This is a genomic window from Dyadobacter ginsengisoli DSM 21015 (assembly GCF_059568735.1).
Window position 1 is genome coordinate 686,554 of sequence record NZ_JCANTY010000001.1, and the last position, 24,206, is coordinate 710,759.

The 24,206-nt window shown below is 53.5% G+C and carries 14 protein-coding genes; all 14 read left to right on the forward strand.

The features are described from left to right. Window positions 1–21: 21 nt before the first annotated feature. The 14 genes from BP71_RS02250 to BP71_RS02315 all read left to right on the forward strand — a co-directional run bounded on the left by BP71_RS02250 (window position 22) and on the right by BP71_RS02315 (window position 24,205). A complete protein-coding gene (locus BP71_RS02250) occupies window positions 22–498 on the forward strand; it encodes a phage tail protein (protein ID WP_496376155.1) in 477 nt (158 codons plus the stop codon). Window positions 499–506: 8 nt separating this feature from the next. Further along, window positions 507–962 carry a phage tail protein gene (locus BP71_RS02255; protein ID WP_496376157.1) on the forward strand — a complete coding sequence of 152 codons (456 nt, stop codon included), beginning with the start codon at window positions 507–509 and terminating at the stop codon, window positions 960–962. Between the two features lie 138 nt (window positions 963–1,100). Then, the gene (locus tag BP71_RS02260; RefSeq protein WP_496376159.1) at window positions 1,101–1,289 is read left to right on the forward strand and encodes a DUF5908 family protein; all 189 of its coding nucleotides are present in this window, start codon (window positions 1,101–1,103) and stop codon (window positions 1,287–1,289) included. 2 nt (window positions 1,290–1,291) lie between these two features. Further along, on the forward strand, window positions 1,292–2,053 hold the full coding sequence (locus BP71_RS02265; protein WP_496376161.1) for a CIS tube protein: 762 nt from the start codon (window positions 1,292–1,294) through the stop codon (window positions 2,051–2,053). Between the two features lie 32 nt (window positions 2,054–2,085). Beyond that, on the forward strand, window positions 2,086–3,879 hold the full coding sequence (locus BP71_RS02270; RefSeq protein WP_496376163.1) for a phage baseplate assembly protein V: 1,794 nt from the start codon (window positions 2,086–2,088) through the stop codon (window positions 3,877–3,879). Window positions 3,880–3,900: 21 nt separating this feature from the next. Further along, a complete protein-coding gene (locus BP71_RS02275) occupies window positions 3,901–4,203 on the forward strand; it encodes a PAAR domain-containing protein (protein WP_496376165.1) in 303 nt (100 codons plus the stop codon). A gap of 13 nt (window positions 4,204–4,216) precedes the next feature. After that, the gene (locus BP71_RS02280) at window positions 4,217–4,654 is read left to right on the forward strand and encodes a GPW/gp25 family protein (protein WP_496376167.1); all 438 of its coding nucleotides are present in this window, start codon (window positions 4,217–4,219) and stop codon (window positions 4,652–4,654) included. 11 nt (window positions 4,655–4,665) lie between these two features. Continuing rightward, window positions 4,666–8,397 (forward strand): baseplate J/gp47 family protein, encoded by a 3,732-nt coding sequence (locus tag BP71_RS02285; RefSeq protein ID WP_496376169.1) that lies wholly within the window; start codon window positions 4,666–4,668, stop codon window positions 8,395–8,397. A 15-nt stretch (window positions 8,398–8,412) separates the two neighbouring features. Beyond that, window positions 8,413–11,736, forward strand: a complete 3,324-nt coding sequence (locus BP71_RS02290; RefSeq protein WP_496376171.1) for a hypothetical protein — start codon at window positions 8,413–8,415, stop codon at window positions 11,734–11,736. An 11-nt stretch (window positions 11,737–11,747) separates the two neighbouring features. Continuing rightward, entirely contained in the window at window positions 11,748–13,673 is a 1,926-nt protein-coding gene (locus BP71_RS02295; RefSeq protein WP_496376173.1) for a hypothetical protein, read from the forward strand. 12 nt (window positions 13,674–13,685) lie between these two features. Further along, window positions 13,686–14,963 carry a contractile injection system tape measure protein gene (locus BP71_RS02300; protein WP_496376175.1) on the forward strand — a complete coding sequence of 426 codons (1,278 nt, stop codon included), beginning with the start codon at window positions 13,686–13,688 and terminating at the stop codon, window positions 14,961–14,963. Between the two features lie 18 nt (window positions 14,964–14,981). After that, complete coding sequence (locus tag BP71_RS02305) at window positions 14,982–17,048, forward strand: S8 family serine peptidase (RefSeq protein ID WP_496376177.1); 2,067 nt, start codon at window positions 14,982–14,984, stop codon at window positions 17,046–17,048. A gap of 9 nt (window positions 17,049–17,057) precedes the next feature. Further along, complete coding sequence (locus tag BP71_RS02310) at window positions 17,058–23,321, forward strand: eCIS core domain-containing protein (protein ID WP_496376179.1); 6,264 nt, start codon at window positions 17,058–17,060, stop codon at window positions 23,319–23,321. Further along, window positions 23,306–24,205 (forward strand): WD40 repeat domain-containing protein, encoded by a 900-nt coding sequence (locus BP71_RS02315; protein WP_496376181.1) that lies wholly within the window; start codon window positions 23,306–23,308, stop codon window positions 24,203–24,205. Before BP71_RS02310 ends, BP71_RS02315 begins: the two co-directional genes overlap by 16 nt. The last annotated feature ends 1 nt before the right edge of the window (window position 24,206 follow it).

The window sequence follows — 24,206 nt, forward strand, 5'->3', positions numbered from 1 at the left end:
CCAGTTTAAAATCAAATTGTTATGGCAGATACCATTTTTTTTCCGATACCGAAATTCCGTTTCAAGGTAAAATGGGATGGCCTCTCGAAGGAGGCAGAGATCGGTTTTACCGAGGTAACCGGCCTGGATTATCAGATCGACCCGATCGAGTACCGCGATGGCATGGATATCAACCTGTCGAAAAGGAAAATGCCGGGCATCCGGAAATTCAGCAATGTCACCCTGAAAAGAGGGGTTTTCAAAGGGTTGAGCGATTTCTACGACTGGATCGATGGCGGTGAAAAAGCAAACGACAAGGCTGTGGTCAAACGTAAAACTTACCGGCGCACCGTCACCGTGACGCTCATGGACGAAGCTGCCACCGAGGTGGTATCATGGACTTTGCAGAACGCTTTCCCGATCAAGGTGCATTTCAGCGACCTCAAAGCCGACGGGAACGAGGTGGCGATCGATACGATCGAGCTCGCACATGAGGGACTGTCGGTCAACTATATCTGACACTGTTTATGGCATTTTATCCCCCGACAGGTTTCCTGTTCAAGGTAAGCATTCAAGGCATACCCGATGCCGAGGCTGATTTTCAGGAGGTGTCAGGGCTGTCGATGACGCTGGAAACGCTGGCGTTGAAGGAAGGCGGCCAAAACCGGTTTATACATCAGCTGCCTGTTCGTACGACGTCGGACAAGCTGGTGCTGAAACGCGGCCTCAAAGCCACATCGTCGCTGCTGACCTGGTGCCGGGAGGCCATCGAGGAATTCTCGTTCAGCCCGAAGGATTTGGATATTTCCCTGCTGGACCCAGGTATCGACGATTCGCTGAGCAATCCGCTGGTTTCGTGGCATTTGTCGCACGCATACCCGGTCAAATGGTCGCTCTCACCCTTCAACGCGATGAACAGCGAACTGGCGATCGAGACGATCGAGATCCAGTACCGTTTTTTCACGAAGACGTTTCCGGAGTAGCCATTGCCGGTGTTATCACCGGCAATCCGATAAAATTCAGTGGCGATCCGATATCAAAATTCAGTGGCGATCCGATATCAAAATTCAGTAGCGAAATCCGATATCAAAATTCAGTAGCGACGTAACATATTATCACCAATGGTCGAAATCAAGGAACTGGTCATTCGTGCCAATTTTAGTGAGCACCCGAAAAGCGATGGCGCCAAAAAGGATAAATCCGGGAAGGACTGTGCGCAGTCCGACACGACAGAGGGCGCCAACGAAGACATCATCGAAGCCTGCGTGCGACAGGTACTGGCCATTCTCGAACGACGAACCGATCGCTGATCATGGAAACACCTTATGTCAACAAGCTCCGGATTGCTTCCGTGCACCTGGACGCCGGCTCGCCGCTGGCGGTCGCGAGTTCGGTGCTGCAATCGCTGGCGGGCGGCATTTTCGAACTGCCCATTAATCCGGAGCAGTACCAACGGACATTTAAGATCAAGCATATTTGCCCGCCGGAGCTTGGGGCCAGCGACCAGGGTAAAGTTTCCCAGTTCAGCCAGGTGGAACCTGAGGTGCTGGACCTGAAATTCACAATCGACGGCACAGGCGTAGTACCGGTGGAGCAACCGGCTATCGACGCAGTGTCGCAGGCATTTATCGCAGGAGGGCCCGATGCGCAGATCGCATTTGTAACGGCAAAGCTCGCCCAGCTGCAGCTCGTCGTGTATGGCATCCAGAGTGACGCGCACAGGCCGCCGTTTATCGTGGTAAACTGGGGAAAGCTCGTTTTTATGGGCGTTTTGCAGGATATGACACAGACTTTCACCCTATTTCACCGCTCGGGACTACCATTACGGGTGGAGGTGAACCTGAAACTCCTCGAATTCAAAATGCCCAACATTGCCGCAGCGGCGATGTCGCTGTTATCACCCGACCTCACGAAAGAGCGGACGGTGAAAGCGAGTGATAACCTCCTCACGCTGTGTGAAGAAATTTACGAGACACCGGATTATTATCTCGAAGTAGCGAAAGCCAACCGGCTGACGAATTTCCGGAAAATCAAGGCGGGCACCGAACTGATTTTTCCGCCCCTGGCGGACTGACTTTTACTTCAACCATTAAAAAACGCACTCCGATGAGCTTAGTAGATGCAGCAAAATCGGCTATTGGGAAGGCCGCGGGAGAGCCCACACATACCGTCAGCATTACCGTGCTGATGGACGGTAAAAATGTGACACAGAAACCCGGCGGCCTGTCATCACTTTCCATTTATAATGAAGTAAACCGCATTCCGACCGCAAAGCTGGTCATTACGGATGGCGATGTGGCGAAAGGCACATTCAGAAAAAGCGGTTCGGCGGATTTTGTACCGGGTAAAAAAGCCGACATCCGGCTGGGTTATCAGAATAAAACCGAAACCATTTTCAAAGGTATTGTCATCCGTCATTCGATCAATGCCTACCCGGGTAAAGCGTCTGTAATGGAGCTGGAATGTAAAGACCCGGCGGTGCGGATGACGATGGTGCGCCAGAGCCGCTATTACCCCGGGAAAAAAGACAAAGATATATTCCGGGAGTTGATTGAAAACTATAAAGACAGCGATATCAAGGTTGGGAAACTGGCAGATACTGATTTTGAGCACCCCGGGCTGGTCCAATACAATTGCACGGATTGGGATTTCCTCGTGTTGCGGGCGGAAGCCAATGGCCTCGTAGTTGTGGTCGACAATGGTACTATCAATGTCATCAAGCCTGAAAAAGCCCCGAAAGCGGACCATACCGTAACCTGGGGGCAGGAAATCATCAATTTTGAAGCCGAAATGGATAGCCGTACCCATTACCCCGATGTCACCACTGCGACCTGGGACCATACCCAGCAAAAAGTGGTGAAGGAAGAAGGTTCCGGCAACTCGGGGGCATCGGGTGGACTGGGAGGGCTGGGAGGCGCGGTTGCCGGAGCGGTCTCAGCCGTAGCTGACGCCGTGGGGCTCGATCTGGGCCTGGAAGACGATAAGCATCATTTCCCGGATGTACTTTTTAAAAAACAAAAACCAGTATTCTTTCACGGTGGTGCGGTGGAAGGCAAAGTGCTGAGCGCCTGGGCCAAGGCGTATAAGGCGCGCGCCGAGCTTTCACAGGTGCGGGGACGTGTGCGTGTGCGCGGAAAGAATTTCAAAACGGCCCAGACCATGGAATTGAAAAAGGCTGCGAGCCGGTTCAATGGTGCGCATTTCATGACCGGGATCGTTCACCAGGTTTTTGCCGGCACCTGGCAGACAGACATTCAGTTCGGCCTGTCGGTAAAAATGCTGGGCGAAACTGCACAGCACCTGACGGCCCCCCAGGCGGGCGGATTGTATGCAGCAGTACAAGGCTTGCAGATCGGGACAGTGACCAAGCTCGAAAGCGACGAGCAGCCCGGAGAAGGCCGGGTGAAAGTGCAGATCCCCTGGGTAGGAGAACAAAAAGGAAGTAGCAAAGAGGGAATTTGGGCGCGGCTGGCAGTGCCAACGGCAGGTAAGGAGCGCGGGTTCATATTCCGGCCGGAGGTAAACGACGAGGTCATACTGGGCTTTGTCAACAATGATCCTAATGATGCAGTCATTCTCGGATCAGCTTACAGTTCCAATAATAAGTCGCCTGTTGCGGCTACCAAAGACAATTTTAAAAAGGGGATTTTCGCCAAAAACGGGATGAAAGTCGTTTTCGACGACGATCAGAAAAGTATTGAAATGACCACCAGGGAAGGCTATTCGGTAAAAGTAAATGAAAAGGACGGTCAGGTGGAAATCCGGCACAAGCAGCAGCAGACTTTCATCAAGCTGACTTCCTCGGGTATCGAATTCGGCAGCGCAGGAGATATTATCATCAAGGCTGCCGGAAAAGTGAAGATAAAAGGCGCCGAAGTCAGACTCAATGACCCGGTTTAACATTTAAAACCCAATCAGGAAATGCCAGCAAATCCGGCCGCACGTCTGAACGATATGCACCAATGCCCGGCACCGATGGAGTCGGGAACGGGGACGCACGTGGGTGGTACCATTGTGGTAACCGGCCTGCGAACAGTGTTTGTCAACGGCTTGCAGGCAGCCACAGCCCAGGACCAGTGCGTTTGCCCCGGGAGTCCGAATATGATCGCGAAAGGGTCGGGGACAGTCTTTTTCAATGGCAAACCGGCTGCCCGGCAGACGGACAGTACCGCGCACGGCGGGAAGATCGCTTCCGGTTCGCCCAATGTATTTATCGGAGATTGAAAACATATGTTATATGGAAACCAATGCATTATACGTCCCGCCTGAGCGAAAGAGCTTTCTGGGTACCGGCTGGGCCTTTCCGCCCGAATTTTCAAAAGAAGGATGCGGGGCATTAACCGTATCCGACGAGGTGGATGTCTGGCAAAGCCTGGAAATCCTTTTCAGTACCAGCCTGCGGGAGCGGCGTATCACGCCGGACTATGGTTGCAGTCTGGAAAACTTCGTATTCGCGGCTATCAACACTTCGTTGCTTTCGCTGCTGGAAGAAATGCTGAAAGAAGCCATCCAGGTCCACGAACCACGGATCAAACTCGAACGGCTGGACATTACGGTCAATGAATCGGAAGGCAGGCTGGATATCCTGGTGAGCTACACCATCCGGAGTACGAATACCCGCTTTAATAAAGTTTATCCTTACTATTACCAGGAGGGTACCAATGTTGATCTTTAAATAATAAGGCCATGGGCATAACCGATCATTCCATCCATCCGCTCGAACGAAATGGCACCACCCAGCGGGAGCGGCTATTGAAAGCCCTCATTCCAGGGTCGCTCGTGCTCGACGATCGCAATATGGCGGATTTGCTGGCCTTTTCGGGGGCTTATGCCAAACAAATCCGCTTCTGGGACGCTGGTAATCAAGCCGCCGGTGATTGGGCCTGTTTCTGGACAGCCGATGCCACCTCGCTGCTCGCGATGATTGCCGCGACGGACCTGGATCAATACCGCATCGGATATCGCCATGGAGAACTGGCATTCATCCGGGCGTGCAAGGCCGAGAAACAGGCGGAGGAAAAGACTATCTGCGGAAAGGCACCGGCGCATTACCTGCCTTACCTTACGGTGAAAATCCATGATTTGGCGGTCAGGATCGCCGGGATATGCGATGCACTGCCCGATTCCCATCCCTTGAAAACGGAAACCAGGTCGATGATCCGTGAAAAACTGGGATTCAATGGGCAACTCAATGCAGGCAGCCCGCTGGAAACCCTGATCAGGTACCATAAGACAGCCAATGAGGTTTTGAAAAAAAATCAAAAGGCGGCAGGAGATCGGAAACCCGATGGTATGCAGGAGATACAGCTACCCGAACCGCTGGCAGAGCTGATCGATGGCTACGGGTTCTGCTTTGCGGACACATCCTGCGGCAAGGCATGGGAGCTCACCGTCGATGATTTCAACTGTATCGATTTTCATCCCGAGCTCACGGCAGATGACCGCGACGCGCTCTGGCAGCTTTTTCTTACATTCTTCAAAATACTTACACTGATAGTCACCAGGGCAAAGAAGGCATTCCAGCAGGCTCTGAACGGCCGCAGCGATCACCCGCCGCATATCGCGCTGTTCCTGGCGTTCGCATTGCTGTTCCGCCGCTACCACCAGGCGGATATGAATGCTATGGCCGACCGGCACCTTGTTTATTATTATCGCGACGTGTTGCGTTTACAGGAGCGCGGCGCCATCCCCGACAAAGTACACATCGTGTTTGAACTGGCGGGCAATGCGGAAGCTTACCGCCTCGAAAATAACACGTTGCTGTCCGCAGGTAAGGATGCAAAAGGGCTTGATCTGCTGTATGCCCTGAGCGGCGAGATGGTCGTCAACAGGGCCTCGCTGGTCGAAAAACAGAGCCTGTATTTTCTCAGATCAGGCGAAAAAGTGATCCCGGTCGCATTGCCTGCTGCGGATCGCAAAGACGGTCTTAAAATAGCCTATGAAAAAGGAAGTAAGGCCTGGCACCCGCTGTCGGGAAAAAGCCTGTTTCGGAAACTGGCCATCCGGGACCGCTTGCTGCGTATGACGGCAAAGCGGGACGAGCGGGTGGAGGACGAGGTGCGAAAAGCAGCTGATAACCTGGAAGCGATCGTCGCGAATCCGGGACTTATCATTTCCACCCCGGAATTGTGGCTGGGAAAAGGAGGGAGACGGAGGATCATGATCACCATTCACGATTGTGATGATCCCGACATACTCTCCCATTTCTATACCGAGATCAGTACGGGAGAAGGAATCTTGCGACTGCATAACCGCCGGTCGTCCAACCTGCGTTTTGATGAAAAGGAGAACAGTTCGGAATACCGTACCAGTCCCAACAAGCCCATCGAATGGCAGATCAGCATGCTCGAATCGGAGGCTTCCATTGCCCCTCTTCCAGGGGACACGGATCCCGAACTCGGGAAGCAGCCATTCGTCCGCCTGCGACTGATCGATGGGGAAGACTACGAAAAAGTTGCTCGGACCACCTATTCCGGCATTCAGGTACAAACATTCAATTCCGGCCTGCGCGACCTGACGTTGCAATTGGGAAGCACGCAGTACCTCCCGTCGTCGGAGATCCCGCTCATCGGCTCGACCATTGCGCAAGAATTTTCGCTTTACATTACGTCTCCGGAAATCTCTCTTAAGAGTTTCTCAGGAGCCGATGCCTTCACATTGAACGGTCTGGAAAACAACGAGCGCAGGCATGGTCCGATCACATTCGGAGCACACGATTTTCTGAAAAAGAAAAAACTCGATACACCCGCGGATGCAGGAGACTTGTTTTACTCGCCGACGTCAAAATTCTCGTTCCTCAGAACAAAAATCACAGTTCCGGAATCGAACAATGAAAGAAAGCCGATTATCATCTATAAGCTTCCCGGCGAGGATATTACATTGTCCTACACATCCGCCGGGATTGAGCTGAAACCACGTGGGGGAAGAAAATCGGGACTATATCATCAGGACTTTTTCGGAGGATATGCGCCGGTGAGAGACCATGCGTTTTTGCCCGGGCATCCGATGCCCGAGCCGGACCCGGTGATCAGTATCGATGCACGCAGAGGCGGTGCGGCAAGTCCGGCAGCCCAGCGGGCCGATGCGGACGGAAATCTGCGGCTGGGCCTTGAAAACCTGGCGCCGGGACAATCCGTTTCCATGCTTTTTCAATGCACGGAAGGGACCGGTAATCCCGACCACATCGCGCCGGAAGAGATCGTATGGTCGTACCTGCGATCGAACGAATGGGTACGCATTCCGGCCACGTTCATCCTGGCAGACGAAACCCTCGGTCTCCGGCAAACCGGTATCATCCGTATACAGGTTCCTTCCGATATCAACAACGGGAATACGCTGGCCGTCGGGCAGGATGGCCGGACCGATCTGTACTGGCTGATGGCCTCGGCTGCCGAAGATCCGGTACGCAATGTTTTTGTAGACGCCCTTCCGATGCTGACCGACATTTATGTGCAGGCCGCGACGGCGGTGTTTCAGAACGACTCCGGTAATGACCTGATCCATTTGGAAAAAGGACTACCCGAGGAATCCATCACGCAGCTGCGGTTCCGTGATCCGGCGATCTCGACCGTCGTACAGCCTCAGGCATCGTTTGGGGGCCGTTTTGCCGAGTCGGGCGACGCCCGGAGCTACTACCGGCGTATCCACGAACGGCTGCGGCACAAGCAGCGGGCAGTTACCGTCTGGGACTATGAGCGGCTTGTGCTGGAACAGTTTCCCAAAATTGCCCTGGCCAAATGCCTCCCGCATACCCGCGACACGAACATCCGCAGGCCCGGGTATGTGACCATGGGTGTGATCCCGTACCCGGGTAACATGACGGGCGACCGGATCTATTACCCGACGTTCAATGCAGGCGACCTCGAATCCTATGAGCGATATCTGAACCGCCATAATTCATTTTTCGTAAGCGGGCAGGGAGGTGGTGTGGAATGCTGCTGTGCAGGTGGCGACGGCTGCGGATGCCACGGCGATGGTACATTGCTGGTAAGCAATGCGATTTTTGAGCCTGTCAGACTACGCGTTTGTGTGCGGTTCAGGGCGGGGCGGGATATTGCCTGGTATAAAAAGCAGTTGAATGAAGACCTCAAAGCATTTCTGGCACCCTGGGCCGTCGACGCTGAACGCCCGATCACTTTTGGTGCCAGGGTGGAGGCAATGGAGCTGCTGCGCTTCCTGGAAAATCTGGACTATGTGGATGTGATCATGGAACTGAAATTCAAGCATTTCCCAGGCCGGGCTGTCTCCGAGGTGGCGGAAGCCGCGATTGATTTTGAAGAAGCCGGGATCATCGAGCCATTTACTTCACGCTCCGTGCTCACGACCTATCTCGATATACTCAATGAAGACAATCCCAATGTCACAGACCATGATATTCAGGTTGTGGAGGATGACGCCTGTTGTGCAGGCTGTAATTAACAATGAACCAAAGACATGGCTAATTCTCTGACCATTCCCCCCAAACTCAGCTATCCGCCCGTGATGGACTACGGTCTGTTACGGCGTGAAGGCTTACGGCACCTCGAACGGCTTGGCTCCGCGATCTGGACGGACTTTAACAGCCACGACCCGGGCGTGACCATTCTGGAAGTGCTTTGTTACGCACTTACCGATCTGGGGTATCGTTCGCAGTTACCTGCCTCGGACCTGTTTGCTCCGGCAGGTGCCGCACGCAGACCGTTTTATACCGCCGCGGAGATATTGACGAATGCGCCCGTCACCGCGCACGACTTCCGCAAGCTGCTGATCGATATCGACGGTGTCAAAAATGCCTGGCTCGAAGCGGATAAAACCAAAACGCCTGTTTTTCAATATGATCTGAACAATGTAGCGTCGCTGGACATTGCCGCCCTTTCCGGATTTTCGGAATACCTGCAGAACTTCACCGATGCAGCCCCGGCCACTATCGATATAGCTTGGTCGGCGAATACCAAAAATCTCTGGAATGCGATTGAACTGGCGGTGAAGGCTAAGGCGAAAAAGGAGGAGATACGCGTCCTGACCGACCAATTCAATGCGGGATGCTGTATGGAGATCGCGACCGCAAAGTTGCCTGATTCGAATAGCGCGTACAGCAAGTCGCTGATCATTTTCCTGGTAGCAACCCGCTTTGAGGAGATCCGTTCCGGTGTGTTGGCCCGGGTGAATGCCGAAGACCCCGATGTGCAGCAGGAGGCGTTCAGTCTGCTGGCAGCTTTGGCTCAGCTCAGGAAAGCACTGCTGACGTTCCGGGAAAACGGTGACAAAACCAGTATCGATCATGTCTATCCCCAGGTAGCGACGCATTCCGGATGGATCGACGGCGTGATAGCTTCGTTCGTGACTTCGGTGTTGCTGAAAGACCGTCTGGTCGCGGTACCGGTAGGGGTAACGGATGTTAAACACCCGGTTTTCAATCCCAGGGGCATTTACAAGATTTTTTTACAGTTGGAAGAAGGCAGAGCAGCCGATCGGGACAGAATACGAAAGGAAGCCTGGCAGCGCCTGCATGCCAATCGTGCATTTTGTGAAGATTTTGGCAGAGTGAAGATCATTGAGAACGTAGGAATCGGCGTGCAGACGACGATCGATATCGCGACCGACGCGGATGTGACCGAGGTTTTTGCCAACATATTGTTTGCTATCGAAACTTTCCTTTCGCCCGCTGTGCAAATGTACAGTTTGCAGGAAATGATGGACCGTTATGCGCAGTTCACATTCAGCACCGACGATCTGATCAGTTTAAGTGAGGCGGGAATGGCCGACGAGCTGGTGCTTGCGCTGGAGCCATTGATCGGGAAAAACATAAAAGGTAAAAAGCAGTGGGAGCAGGCCCTGGAGGTATCCATTGGGGCGGAAGCAGTTTCGGACTATGCGTCGTTGCTGTTCCTGAATGTCGGCAAGCGGTATGAGTCGCATCCGGTGTTTCAAGGGCCGGTGCTGACGCACGGATTCATCGATGACGCCGAGCTGGAAGCGGCTTCCTGGCGACGGACGGTTTACCGCTCGGATCTTTTCAGGGAAATTTCCGGGGTTAGCAATGTGGTGAAGGTGAGGGAACTGAAAGTTCGCAAATGTCCTGCCGACGATGAAAACCCGACGACGGTGGAAAGCGAATGGTGCCTGTCGTTCGATTGTGAATGCCAGCCCGCGTTGGAACTGGATTTTCTGACCGGTTCGGAGAATGGTTGCTCGGAATTTCAATTTACAAAAAACGGAAACCCGCTGGTACTGACCGATTCCATGAAATACGAGGTTTACGACCGGCTGATCCGCCTGCGCGGGCAGTACGCGAAAATCGATCGGAGCGGTCGCCTGGATCTTCCTGTGCCCACGGGCACGCTCTACGATGACCTGGCCGAATATACCAGTATCCAGGAAGAGTTTCCGAGGACCTATCATGTCGGGAGGGAAGGTATTTCCCGTTCGGAAACACCCCGGCGCCAGGCCCAGGCGAAACAAATGAAAGCGTATCTGATGTTTTTTGACCAGATACTTGCGAATTATCTCAAACAGCTCGACCAGGTTCGCGAATTGCTGGCTCTTGATGGTGACCTGTCGCAACCTGCACTCTATCAGCCCCTTTATGACGTACCCCACGCACAGGCATTGTTCCAGGCACTCAGCCCGGGCGGAGACTGGGATGCATTTACAGGTAATGCGGATAATGGCTATCTGCAAGCACTCAAAGCTTTGACGGAGGGTAGCCCTAGCACCATGTCAATGCGCAAGAATCTGATAATGGATCACCTGCTGGCCCGTTTCGGAGAGCAGTTCAATGACTATGTGCTGGAACTATTCCGCATCGAACGGCCCATTGATGACCTGAGCGACGACAGCAGCGAAACCGGTGACTGGCTGGAAGACAAGCAACGTTTGCTGCAAAATCTGCCATTGCTGGGCAGCCGGCGCGGTTGCGCTTTCAATTACCGTGCCGAAGCGCAGGAAGACAACCGCCATTTCTGGGATTCGGTAAATGTGGAAGGCTTCAAACGGCGCGTCATGGCCCAATCAGGAGTGGCCGACTGGTCAAGAAGGACGATCTCCGGCTCCCCGCAGTTTACGGTGGAAGTGAGAAGTGAAATGTTTGAAAAAACGCGGCGCTACCGTTTTGGTGTCAAGCCGGAGGAAGGCGGGGGAGGCCTGCTGTTCAGCAAGGCCAGTTACAGCCAGGCATCCGCGGCCCAAAAGGCAGGCAATGCATTTCTGAACATCTCGGCCTATGCCGAACTATACGACATTTTTGATAACGACAGGGGATTATGGTTTGTAGGTTTCTGGGGCGAGGATGCCGGAAGCGATCGGAATATGGACAATGCGCGGCTGATATCCGAACCGTTCCGTTCCAGTGAAGATGCCCGGAAGCGGCTCGCGGAGATTCTCAGACTTGTGAACCGGGAGCGCCAGAATGACAGTTTTCATGTAGTGGAGCACATTCTGCTGAGGCCGGACGACGAATTTTACCACCTGTTGAAGCCCCATACTTACGGGCCGATGCCCCTGGCCGCGGACATTTACTCATTCCAGTGTACGATTGCTGTGCCCGCCTGGGGCGATCGCTTCAACGAGGAAACGCGTTACCACCGCTTTCAGCAGATCGTCAGGACGGAGCTGCCTGCTCACATTCTCCCCCGGTTCGTGCCGTTGGATCGCAAGCAGATGCTGGATTTTGAAAGTGTCTATTACCAATGGCTGGCCGAAAAAACGAAGGAAACCCCCGACCTTTTCGACCTGCGAAAATCCAGCAACGATCTCATTGATCTTTTGAACCAATATTAACCATCGGCGCCATGCAAACGCAACTACCACCATCGGAAAAGGTCAATGTGTGCATTCACGGTCATGGTATCGTGTGCGGGCTGGCCGCGCAGGTAGGAGAGAACTGCGATGTGATCGTTACTGCCGGAACCGCCATCACGCCGGACGGCACGGTCGTAGGGGTGGGTGCGCACCGGTTCAGGTATTATCTCAAACAGCCTTCGAAAGCCGTACTGGAATACTTTCCGCATCGGTCGGACTCTGGCGGACGTATAAACCGAACCGTTCTTGAACTGTGCGACAGCGGCCGGTTTGATATCAAAACCATGGACCCGCTCAAACCCCAAAGTCCGGAAGACCTGCCAACCTACGATCTGCTGAATGACAAGATACTGGTGATCCTCATTCCCGAATCGGACGGAAAGCAATATTTTGTGTTGGTGGACCCATCGGAACTATTGAGAAAAGAGGAAACGCTCCTGAAACAGGTGGAGTATCTTGCCAGGGAAGAGGCCATTGATCAGACGCAGGGCATATTCGGAAAACCGAAGGAGGCGGTGCATTACCCGCCGGATGTGCTCGAAGCCGTACTGCGGCCTTATTTGCAGCTCAACGAAGTGATCGTACCTCGTTTTGGCTATAAAAAACTGGCGACGATCAGTACCGGGCAGCCATTCGGGCCGGCCAATTTTCAGAATCCGTTTTTGAGGATAAATGCGTTTTCCGACATCTTTCACGAATACAAAGCCATTCTGGATGATCTGCTACCGGAACTACGCGACGCATTGGAAAAATTGCACGCATTATACGGTGCCCGCCTGTCGCACAAGGGCGCAGCTTACTGGGATAAATACCGGAAGATCCTGGTCCGTAAATGGCAAGCATTCCTCGAAGAAGGGGAGCATCTGTATTATATCCAATATTTCTACGACTGGCTTACCGATCTCGTAAAAGCTTATGATGAACTGCGGTTGCATTTGTCGGCGTTCAACGCGGGATGCCATTGTGAAGTGGAAGAACACAAGGGGAACCCGTTCACATTGCTTCGGTTGGGCCCTGTGCTGGGCGCTCAAAGCAGCTACACGCCCGTGCCATTCCGCAACTATTTTCAACCTCCGCTCATCGACGGCGGGAATGCGGAGCGCTGGAACGAGATCCGTTTCCTGCATTGGCGGCTGATGATGATGATCTGGACGTTCGATCTGCCTTTCCTGCGGCTCGATGAGAACGTCCTCCGCCGTGAGCGGTACCTCGTGCCCGCGCAGGAGTTTGAGGATTCCACTGATTACCTGGAAACGAGCAATACCGTCGACCTGCCGGGGGAAGATCCGGGTACGGTCAATTTCGCAGACTTGCCCGTCAAATTCACACCAGGGCAGACGCCCGATTCGGATTTGGGGCGACAGGCGATACCCTACTATTATCCCCTGGATGCCGACAGCCCTTTTTCACTGCATTTGTACTGGAACTACCGCGTTACACAAATGAGGCAAATGCGTCACTTGCATTCTTACAATGCATTCAAGACCAATGATTCGTATGTTTCTCAGGGCGCGGGTAGATATCATACGGACGCCTTGTATCCATTGGCATTCCATCTGCGGGAATATCCGTTCCTGAGGGCGGAGGGACATGTCGGAAAACTTTTCGACGCGGCCAATACCGTGAAAGACATCACCGCAACGATGCAGCGCGATCATATTGTATTCGGGGTGGTGGCAATATCAACGGCGGAGGTCAATGATTTTGTTAATAAAAAGCCAACCAATGCAGCCCGCCCGCCGGGCCTGGGCATGGAGCATGTGGGTGGGTTGGAGCAGGGGCAGACCCTCGTGCTCGTGTATGCGGAAGCCGATGAGCAGATCGAGCTTGTGGAATGTAAAAAAGACACGGCACCTGAGATCGCCGCTAAAACCATCGTGGCGGATTTTACGATTCCCTACCTAGCCCGGAGATAAGCCGTTATGCATGTGATACAACACCTTCGGATCGAGGCGATTGTGCCGGACAGGCCTTCTGTGCAGACCATACAGGATGACCTGGGACGCTGGTGCCGTTCGGAAGCATTCTGGCAACGGTTGTCTGACCGGCTCGACGAGCTGGTACCTGATGATGTTGTATTGTATTTGCCGAAGATCGAAATGGAGATCATGGTCAAAGACCGGGAACATTTTCTGGCCCACCTGTTTGAACAGCTGATCAGCGAGGTGACCAGGGCGATCACGGAACAGGTACCGGTTTCCACTAAGGCACATGGGTACCGGATCACATTATTTTTTCTGATCCACGGGTATCTGCCCGCAGGCAACAGTTATTCGAACGAGCCTCATGTGAGGGCGTTGCTTGAAAACCTCGCCGACCACAACGACCCGGTATTTCAATCGATGCTCTTTGATACGTTGCCGGGAAAACCGCAAATGATTACGCGGTTGCAACAGCATTGGGGGGCCGGTAAGGTCAGGAGGTTTTTGCTTTCATGCCTGCTCGACCGGCAGGATATCGAAGAGCCTCTCAAGTACATTGAAAAATTTTTCACAGCAAACGCTCAGGCCCTGCAAGCGTCTGGCGAGATGGCGGCAAGGTTTGAAAGCCTGGTCTGGGAATATCTCGTAAAACACAGCTTAGGAGATGCCTTGGCCAATCAGGCAGCTTTGGTTGAAACACTAAAACACGTTGCGCATTCGCCAAACCTGGAAGACAGAGCCGGTAAAACAAACGATGAATCTTCCGGACAAGGTAATCAGACACTGTTCTACGTCCGAAATGCCGGCATTGTGGTGCTCGCTCCTTTCTTTCCGCAGCTTTTCAGAGCGCTGAACTGGGTGGAGCACGATACCTGGCGAAATGAAATAGCAATGAGCCAGGCGGTAAGGTTGATCGGGTACGTCTGTTCCGGGAGCCAAGAAGGCTGGGAGCAGGATTGGGTGCTTGCCAAGATCCTGTGCGGCGTGCCGCCCGAAACGGTGATCGATATCGATCTGCCGTTGCCCCGGGAGGCCATCGACTTGTCGGTACAAATGATGGAAGCGGCCATTGATCAATGGAAAGTACTGAAATCGACAACGCCCGATGGGCTGCGAGAATTATTCATCCGTCGGGAGGGTAAGCTGAGCGCCGACGAAGAAGGCACCGGCTGGCGGCTCAGGGTTGAGAAAAAAAGCCAGGATGTGCTGCTGGAACGGCTGCCTTGGGGGATTTCGGTGATCCGGCTCCCGTGGATGGAAACAATGCTGCTAGTAGAATGGTAAATTTTAAACGATACGATCATGCCAGACAACAACAATCCTGCCACCTACACTTACCGGAATGGTAAGAAGGTCGATTTGTATAAAAAGAGCGACGAATTTGTCGTGAGAACGCCCATTGCGGGTGGCCTCCCCGGTACAGACGCGGTCGCTACGGAGCGCGTATCACCCGCCAGTACGCGCATGAACGTGCCTGCGGGCGGGCTCGAAAGGGCGATGACCGAAAGCCGCACCCTTGCGCCTACCCATCATGCCTATTACCAGACCAAAACAGACCAGTCGTTTGACATTACCGACCGCATTCTGGTCACATTCCGGACGTCCCCTTCGGATACAATCCTGGATGCGTTTATTAACCGTTACGCGCTCCGGCAGCTAGCCCGGTACAGCGATACCGAATTTCTGTTCCAGCTCACCAATGACACGGGGATCAATCCGGTGAAGCTTGTGGTGAAACTGACAGAGGATGAGTCGGATATCGCATTTGCCGAGCACGACCTGAACATGAAAATGAACAAGTATGCCATTACATTGCCGATAGACCCGAATTATATTCAGCAATGGCACCTGCATTCCCACACCGCCGTCAGCCCCGATTTCGATCCACGCAGTTCGTCACGGTGCGAGGAAGCATGGCAGCTGCTCGACAGCTATGGGCGTCCCGAGGTGGTGATCGGGCTGTCCGATGATGGCTGCAAGCTCGATCACCCGGATTTCGACTCGCCGGGCAAGTTTGCCGGCTGGGGCTATTTTCAGGGGAACAGGCTGGTCAAGAACATTGATGCAGACGCGAATCCCGCACAGATGCACATTACAGGGGCAAATCACGGTACGTCTTGCGCCGGTGTTATCGGAGGCGAATGCGACGGGGTCCTCACAGTCGGGGCTGCACCAGGTTGTAAGTTGCTGCCGATCAAATGGGAGTCGGACGGGCCTTCATTGTTTATCAGCGACAGTAAGCTTTTTTCGGCATTGAACTATGTTAAAGACAAGGTGGACGTGTTTTCGAATTCCTGGGGTATGTCGCCGGAATCCAACCACGCGATACAGGTGGTCAACTTTATCGACCAGCTTTCCAAAACGGGCGGCCGCCGCGGCAAAGGCATTGTGTTTCTGTGGGCTGCCGGCAATGAAAACTGCCCGGTGGTGCATTCTGGTACCGACGATGTGCCGTTTAACGACGGCTGGGCCTTTATCGCCAATGCATGGCGATGGGTCGGGGTGGAAACGAGCCGGGTATTCGAGCATAACCTGGCCTTACTTCCGGGAGTCATGTACATTGCGGCCCTGGCCGGCAACGCCCAGCGGAGCCATTATTCCAACTACGGTACCAGCATTGCCTTATGCGCTCCCAGCAGTAACAGCCATGCTTATTTCCGGATGCAGGTGCGCGGAAAGGGCATTGTTACGGCCGACGGGGAAAATCCTTTCCTGACCATGGACTTCGGCGGTACGTCCAGTGCCACACCGCTTACAGCCGGAATTGCAGGTCTCGTCATTTCAGCTAACCCGAACTTGACGGCCGCAGAGGTGATCTCCATTTTGAAGCAAACGGCTTCCAAAGACCTTAATTTCAGTGATTATGCCAAAACCCCGCCTGCCAGCTTCGATGCCGACACCAGCTGGGATATTTCGCCGGTAGCGCCCTTTCAGAACGGCGCATTTGCGAACGTGGGCAGTGGAGACGGTACATGGAGTCCCTGGTTTGGGTTCGGGAAAGTCGATGCGCTTAAAGCGGTGCAGAGAGCGATCGGGTCAATCGTCGGGACACTGTCGGTGCGGATACAGTCTGCATTGATCAATCCGAATGGCGTCGACGACGGCAAAGAGGAGGTTACGCTCAAAAATACGGGCGCACAGGACGTCTCTGTCGCCGGTTGGCGTCTGGTGAACCAATCGGCCGGCATGCAGTCCCTGGTAGGTAGCATACCGGCCGGAGGGGTGATGGTGATCCGTTTGGAAAGCAACGACCTTGTGCTAAGAAACAGCGGCGGTACATTGGTGCTGCTGGATGACCAGGGTTTGGAAAAACACAAAGTATCCTATACGGGTCAGCAAGTAAAAAAGGGAGTAGTCACTCTGTTCTGATTGCGGGTTATGCGGCAATTTGTCTCCAAAAACGGAAAGCGGGAAAACACGAAGGCGGCCTCGAAAGCAGCCAGGCCGTTTTTTCAGTCCGGCCCGATCATCAACGAGCCGGGTGACCATTATGAACAGGAGGCAGATTCGCTTGCCGACCGCGTGATGCGGGGGCAGACCGTTCGGCCCGGGCATGGTTTCCGGCATGTTCCGGCCCGGGTCGTGCAATCCAAATGTGCTTCATGCGGGAAGCATCTGGAAGATGAAAGGAGCGGGCAGATCTGCGCCGAATGCGAACATGAACGGATAGCAGGCCACCACGAGCAGCGAGAGAACGCGATACAGGCACCTGAAATAGTGATGGATGTGGCGGAAAGGCCCGGTAAATCCCTCACGCCGGCTTTACGGCATTGGATGGAGAACCGGCTATCCGACGATTTCCGGGACGTAGTCGTTCACGCCGATCCGATGTCGGCCGAAGCGGCGGCGGCGATTCACGCGAGGGCCTATACCCTGGGCAATCACATTGTTTTCGCAGACGGTGAGTACCAGCCCGACACGGAGGCCGGAAAATGGCTGGTGGCGCATGAACTGGTACATGTCAGTCAGCAAAGGGTCATCGGGAAGAGCGTCCAGACACGGGCGGCGAGCGTGGTCGACAAGTTGCGCGACGATAAGGTCGTGAAGGGCGTCGGTACCCTCGATACGATCCTGGAAACGCATACCAGCGCCAATCCTGACAAGGCAGAAGTAAAAAAACTGGCAGCGGGGATCGCCAAAATGAACAAGGGGACCACCGATGACGAGAAACAGGCATTCATTACCGCATTACTGACTGTTGCAAAAGATGTAAAGTCGCCGGAAGAGCTTGATCTGGTGACTGACGTGCTTAAAGTGTCCGGTCGGTATGCCGAAGCCGCGACATTGGCCGTCGAAAAAAAGCATACCCCGGGAAAAACCGCATTTTATGACCTCGACTTTTATGAACAAAATCTAAAAGACGGCCTTTCATGGCTGTCGGACAGTTATCCCGGTATCCGGAAGTTCCTGGACAGCTGGCTCGGGACCTTTGATCTCTACATTTATGGTCCGCTGATCCAGATACAGACTTTATATGCGGGAAAAGACTTCGAAAAGGTTTACAAAAAAACCGTCGAGGATGCCAATAAGCCCGGCGTTTTGAAGGAAAATGAAAGGCTGCTCATCGCACTGGAAGCATTTCGGGGGCTCGATCATGCCAGAAAAGGTTTGCTGGCACAGCTGAGCAAGATCATATCGTCCAAAGAGAACATCGCCGAGGCATTCGCCGATGACCAAAAGAAATCCATCCTTTTGAAATGGTCCGACGAAGTGCTGTCTCCTGAAACCGGTCACCTTTTCCGGGCCATGTTGCCGCGACTCACCGCGGTGATGAAAAAGGCATCGGCATACTGGAAGGGTGTTGGCACGGAGTACAGCCTGATTTTTAGCAACAAGATGTATTTCAAGCTCTATCAGGACCAGTTCAAACAGCATCACGCGCTTTTTGCCAAATACGAGAAACCACTACACGCCATCATGCTGGCTGCATTGCAGCTCGGCGGCAAAGGGGACTTGCCCGATCTTAAGACATATGCCCGGCTCAGAAAGACCGCTTCGGGCAGGCTTTTTAACCTGATTAACGACATCAGCATCGATTTTCGGCAAAAGAGCAGGGAAAAGGGAGACAAGGCGGGTCTGATGGATCTGTACGGGATCTTTCTTAAAACATGGGTTGAAACCCGTTCCGCCCTGACCGTGAATATGGGATCTGACCCGGCGAAAATGGTGGACCGCCAGATTAAGGAAAGGCTGACCCTGGGCAATAATCTCTGGCAAATCGGCGACCTCACGGGCCTGGAAACCATTCGGCAGCTGGGCATCGAAGTGCTCTTTCCAAAAGAGAAGATCGTTTTCGGGGCCAGGCAAACCCGGTCATTTCTAAGCTATGACGAGCCGTTGCAGTGGACCCGGGAGGAGTCCGGAGTGGCCGAAATGATCTCCCAGTTTGTCAAGGAAACCTCGAAAGTCGACGGTTCTCAGGACCTGGCTGTGCTGATGCATTACTACTATAAATCGGTACTGCTTCAGGAAGAAGAAACCATTCTGGTGCGCCTGCTCCGGGAACAGGGCGGCGTCACCGATCATAAAGCTGACCTGGGAGCTTACAAGCCGATCCTCGAACAGGAGAAAAAGCTGCTGAACGAGCAAATGCTGAATAATTTCCAGCAATCCCTCGTTCCGCTCCGGTATGTGGTCAAGGGCATCCGGTTTTCGGTGATCCCAAAGGATGCCGCCGAGTTCAACGAACTGGTCAACAACGATCAGCGGATTCAGAAATCCAAGGAGGATCACTTCAAGGGGCTGGGGCCCGACCATATTACCCTTATATCGCCCGACGTGAACGACCATCTCGCCGCCGGCGGTATTGTGATCTGGATATTCCCTAATCCGGGCGCCTTTACAGGCCGGATGGAGCAGATCCTGCCGGGGCTGGTACCGCCTCCCAACACACCACTCGAATACATCGGTAAGCTGGCCGCTTTCCTGAAAAAGGCGCGGGCCGACAAACATCCGCACGACCTGACGGCAGCAAAAAGAATGCTGGAAACTGAACCGGAAATACGCGTCAGGAAACTGCGACGGCTTGCATTCTCGCATCACCGCAGGGTGGTAGTGGAGAGCAAAATAAGGGACTTGTGGAAGGATTTTGAAGACAACATCGACACCTGGTCAAATCCGCTGACGGCCATCGGTGAAATGACATTCCTTGCCATTCAGGCACCCAAAGAAGACATACAGCTGCAAATGGCGTGTATCATGCTGGAACTGGCCCCGGATATCCATAAGGTGTTGCTGAACCAATCGGTGGCTATGGGAGTCCTGTCCCGCGATACCGACCGCATTGATGTGATCAGGCGCCTGTTGCCCCATGCAGCCGGCGCCGTATCGATGGAAGATGAAGTAAGGCTTCACCGCGACGAGCTGATGCTCGATTATCCGTCCAGCTGGCATCCCGCCCGGGTGGCGGCACTTCGCGAATTGCAAAAGCGCCTGGTACCCCGCTTGCGGGCTGTTTACAGCAACGAATGGATGGAAGCCAGCGTGGACGAACAGACCCTGCGACATACGCGTAGCCGGCGACCGTTTACCACCAAACTCAGCATTCCTTATGAAGGCAAAGTGTACCGCATCGAGAAGGTGTCCCGGAGTTTCTGGTTCAGTCCGGCCTCAGAGCTCGATCCGGGGATGATTGCCTGGGATCAGGGAATGGTCAGGGATATCAACCCAAGTACATTTATCCGGAAAAATGGCGCGGATGAAACCCCTGTGCCGTGGCGGGAGCGAAAAGGAGAGGAGCTGTTTGTATACCTGATCGTGGACCGGTCGGCCAATGTGGAGCGGGTTGTAGTCAAAGATAATGACGATAAAAACATCCATTTCATTCAGAACATCATCGCGATCCATAATAACATGGAAAATCTCCGTGAACTGGGTGAAATCCTGGAAACCGGGGCCGAATGGATGATGGTAGTGGTGTATCTGATACCGGGCGCCGGACAGGCCGTAATGGCCGGTGAGCTCGTGGTGGGCGTGCTGCAGTTTTTGGCCATGGGCGAATTCGACGATATAAAAAAACTCCTTGGCGGCGACGGTGTCAAAATGCTGAGAAGCGGCTATGACAAGATTTCAGGGGTGTTTGAAGCCGACAAACTCTGGGACTTGCTCATCGATGATCAGATTACGCTTCCGCCGGTCAAAACCGAAGCGGCCCCACCTTCAATGTCGGGCGGCATGCACAAGGAGGGTAAGCTGAGGAAGTTTGTTAAAAGACTCAAAAAAATTGGCAAGTACATTTACAGCGGCTTGGAACGTCTTAAAAACTCGTTCAATTTTTTGCTGAAACGCCTGCGGCTCTTTGTACTGAAACACCCGACTCTGCATTCGCTGATCGGCATGATCGGGCAATATATCGAGATCATCAGGGCGAAGGTGAAAATGACCGCTAATATGTTTGGTGACGACGATAAGCCGGAACCCGGTAGTGTCACCGACTTTGGCGCCCAGGCCAGCCAGATGATCGGCCATTTGCAGACATTGGAAGTACCCCACAACATCATTCCGCTGGATGGTATCGTGGATGTGGTGATCACCCTGGTGTTGAAAAAGATCGCAAAAGGACCTAAGAAGATTATCGTCAAAGGAGTACGTGAAGTGTTGGAGCAACTGGGAATCTATGCCAAAATCACCGGGCACATAGCGAAGTACCTGGAGGGAACGTATGTGGACCCCAATAATATCCTTAACGAAATCATTGACAATGAGATCCAGCCCGCAGTACGGAATGCAGGTAACGAGTTTGCCACCACGGCGATGGGCATTCTGAAAGAGATCCCCGGACTGGAAGGGGTGAAGATCGATGCCCCCAAAGGCCCTGCCATAACCAGAGTGGATGCACCGGAAGAATCGGAAGACGAAGACGATATGCCTGATATGCAACCCTACCTATCTTCGCAGGTCCCTAACCGCGAACAAACGGGAGCGTCGTATCCGATGATCAGGGCTTCGCACGGGCAGCGTATGGACAAAGCTGTTGAATCGGATCTTACGCTGCGTTTCGGACAGGATTTCTCACACGTGCGCATCCACACCAACACGCGTATGGACGAGGAGATGGAATCGATCGGAGCCGAGGCACTTACTTCGGGAAGCCATGTCTACCTGAAATCCAACCTGCATATCAACCAGGAACCGGGGCGGAGCATATTCTACCACGAATTGGCGCACGTGATCCAGCAAACGGGCTCCCGTCCCGCTTCGGCACAGCATACCGATTTCCCCGTCAGCGGTAAGCCCGAAGGGGGCATCCGGTCCGAACCGCAGAGCGAGCGTGAAGCGGAAGTATTTGCCCGGGCGGGAAAAGAGGGCGGGGCGGTACCTGCTCTTCAGAAGACATCGCTGCAGGGATATCAGCCCAAAATCGGCGATGTGGTGATGTTTAAGTTTTTCAGGTCAATATCCGATTATCCCAAACTGACCGAAAGTAAACTGACCGAAGTGGTCAAACCGAATGTGTTTGTGGCTTCATTGGGAGCAAGGCTTAGCCAGCCGGAAACAGCGTTTGCCGAACACCTCAATACCGAGCTCAAAGGCAAATTCGGTGCATTGGAATTCACACCGGCGATGAAAGATGGCGCCGACGAGATCAAAAGCCTTTTACAGGGTAAAGACTGGGCAACTTACCAGAAACTTTTCCTGGACATTGTCCGCCGCAGCAAAGTCAAGAAGAAAACAGACAAGAACGATCCATCCAAAGAAGAATGGGAGGTGAATATGGTGCGGGTGAAGGCTGGCCTGGAAGAGGCAATCGCGATTCAGACGGGTATTGTGCTGGATATAGAATTTCCGAAATCTGCGACGATGGCCACGCAATCCCTGGGGAAAGTGAAGGTCCGTAGCCTAATCCTGGACCAGATCAGCCTGAATGCAGGCCTTTGGGAAAAACTCGTCAGGAACACCTTTGTTGTGCGAAAGAGCACGCTGGGTTTCAAAACGAAATATACCGATGCATTGCTGAAAGAATACAAGGACGGGGCCAAATACCTGATCGAGAAACTGGAACCGATCCGGATTTTTACCGGAAAAGGTTTCGGTTTCACCAACAACCTCGCCCGCAACATTGAAAACCACGTTTTTCCAGACATTACGGAACTCGCCACGGGTTCACAGTCCGACCCAATCCCGATATATTGGTACAAGCATATCAAGGATTATCCGCAAAGCATCAAGCTGGCGGGTGTGAATTATAGCATGCGCAGTCTTGCTCGGATTACTTACAACGGTGAAAAAATACAGATCGGGGTGAGTGAAAAATACATTACCAAAGCTGCGGGAGGGGTAAACTCCAAACAAAATGCTACGGTACTCAAACGCAGGACGACCAGCAGCCGTGACCCGGCGATGACCAAGACATTCCGGCTCGCACTGGAAAACCTCGGCTATCCATGGAAAAACGAGGATGTCGACCACGTGAAGGATCTCGGGTTTGGCGGAGACGACGTATACCAGAATTTCTGGCCGCTGAATAGCTTCATTAACCGAACCCCATTCAGGGAACAATGGCTCGTGCGCTATAAAGTGGAATACAAAGAGGGTAAGGACCATAAGGTCGACAGTCTGAAAGAGCTGAAAGACAAGTGGTTTATCATCAAAGGGTATCGCTTGCTGCCCGAATCGCCGGGCGGCCGATGGAGACAAAAGTAGGAATGGATATGAAGGTAAAGCACATACAGGAAGGGGTGATCAGGGCCGTTGCGTGCTCATCCGACGGCCGGTTCGTTGCAGTTGCAGGCAGTGAAGGAGTGACTTTGCTAGCCGGTGATACGATGGATACTGTGAATACTTTTCCAATATCCGGAACCGTGGAATGCGTGGCTTTTTCGCCGGATGGTAGCCGCATTTGCGCGGGCCTGAAAGCGGGGAAAGTGATGATTATGGACGTGGATAACGGTCCGGTGAAAACGATCACGACACAGGCGCCGGGATTTGGCACCGCTGCCTGGTCGCCCGATGGAAAGCGTATATGCCTCGGCCAGTATGAACCTACCCTGACGCTCATCGACACGGGAAGTTGGAAAAGCCAGACACTCGACCCTGATGTGTACGACGATAGCGGTCGGACGGCCGTGCGTTTCACGGCAGACGGCGAAGCGATCCTGAGCACTGCGGGAAGCCAGCTGATGCGATGGCAGAAAACGAGTGCCCGGTATGTAGCCGAGGTCGTTCTCCATGCTGCACAGGCGGGGCGATTTACGGATCTCGTGCCCGGGCTGGATGGTGCATTTGCTGCTTTGGAAGATGCAGAGCCGAAATGCTACCTGCACAAATGGGATTCTGACACGGGAGAGAAAACAAAAGCAGTACAGTTGCCCGACTACTTCTCAAAACTGGGGTGGGGGGAAAATGACCAATGCTTCGTAGCAGGTGAACTGGCCGGTAGCCGCCTGGTGTACCGCACTGCGACCTGGCTGGCCGAAGCATCGCGCGCACCCAAAGATATCGGTCCTTATGCCATTTCCTGTATGGAAGCATTTCCTCTCAGCGGGTTCCTGCTGATCGGCACACGCGAAGGTTTTCTATTGTATTAAA

Bases quoted from the DNA above. Each gene is read 5' to 3' on its own strand.
- BP71_RS02250 (WP_496376155.1), top strand. From the start codon at position 22: ATGGCAGATACCATTTTTTTTCCGATACCGAAATTCCGTTTCAAGGTA.
- BP71_RS02255 (WP_496376157.1), top strand. From the start codon at position 507: ATGGCATTTTATCCCCCGACAGGTTTCCTGTTCAAGGTAAGCATTCAA.
- BP71_RS02260 (WP_496376159.1), top strand. From the start codon at position 1,101: ATGGTCGAAATCAAGGAACTGGTCATTCGTGCCAATTTTAGTGAGCAC.
- BP71_RS02265 (WP_496376161.1), top strand. From the start codon at position 1,292: ATGGAAACACCTTATGTCAACAAGCTCCGGATTGCTTCCGTGCACCTG.
- BP71_RS02270 (WP_496376163.1), top strand. From the start codon at position 2,086: ATGAGCTTAGTAGATGCAGCAAAATCGGCTATTGGGAAGGCCGCGGGA.
- BP71_RS02275 (WP_496376165.1), top strand. From the start codon at position 3,901: ATGCCAGCAAATCCGGCCGCACGTCTGAACGATATGCACCAATGCCCG.
- BP71_RS02280 (WP_496376167.1), top strand. From the start codon at position 4,217: ATGGAAACCAATGCATTATACGTCCCGCCTGAGCGAAAGAGCTTTCTG.
- BP71_RS02285 (WP_496376169.1), top strand. From the start codon at position 4,666: ATGGGCATAACCGATCATTCCATCCATCCGCTCGAACGAAATGGCACC.
- BP71_RS02290 (WP_496376171.1), top strand. From the start codon at position 8,413: ATGGCTAATTCTCTGACCATTCCCCCCAAACTCAGCTATCCGCCCGTG.
- BP71_RS02295 (WP_496376173.1), top strand. From the start codon at position 11,748: ATGCAAACGCAACTACCACCATCGGAAAAGGTCAATGTGTGCATTCAC.
- BP71_RS02305 (WP_496376177.1), top strand. From the start codon at position 14,982: ATGCCAGACAACAACAATCCTGCCACCTACACTTACCGGAATGGTAAG.
- BP71_RS02310 (WP_496376179.1), top strand. From the start codon at position 17,058: ATGCGGCAATTTGTCTCCAAAAACGGAAAGCGGGAAAACACGAAGGCG.
- BP71_RS02315 (WP_496376181.1), top strand. From the start codon at position 23,306: ATGGAGACAAAAGTAGGAATGGATATGAAGGTAAAGCACATACAGGAA.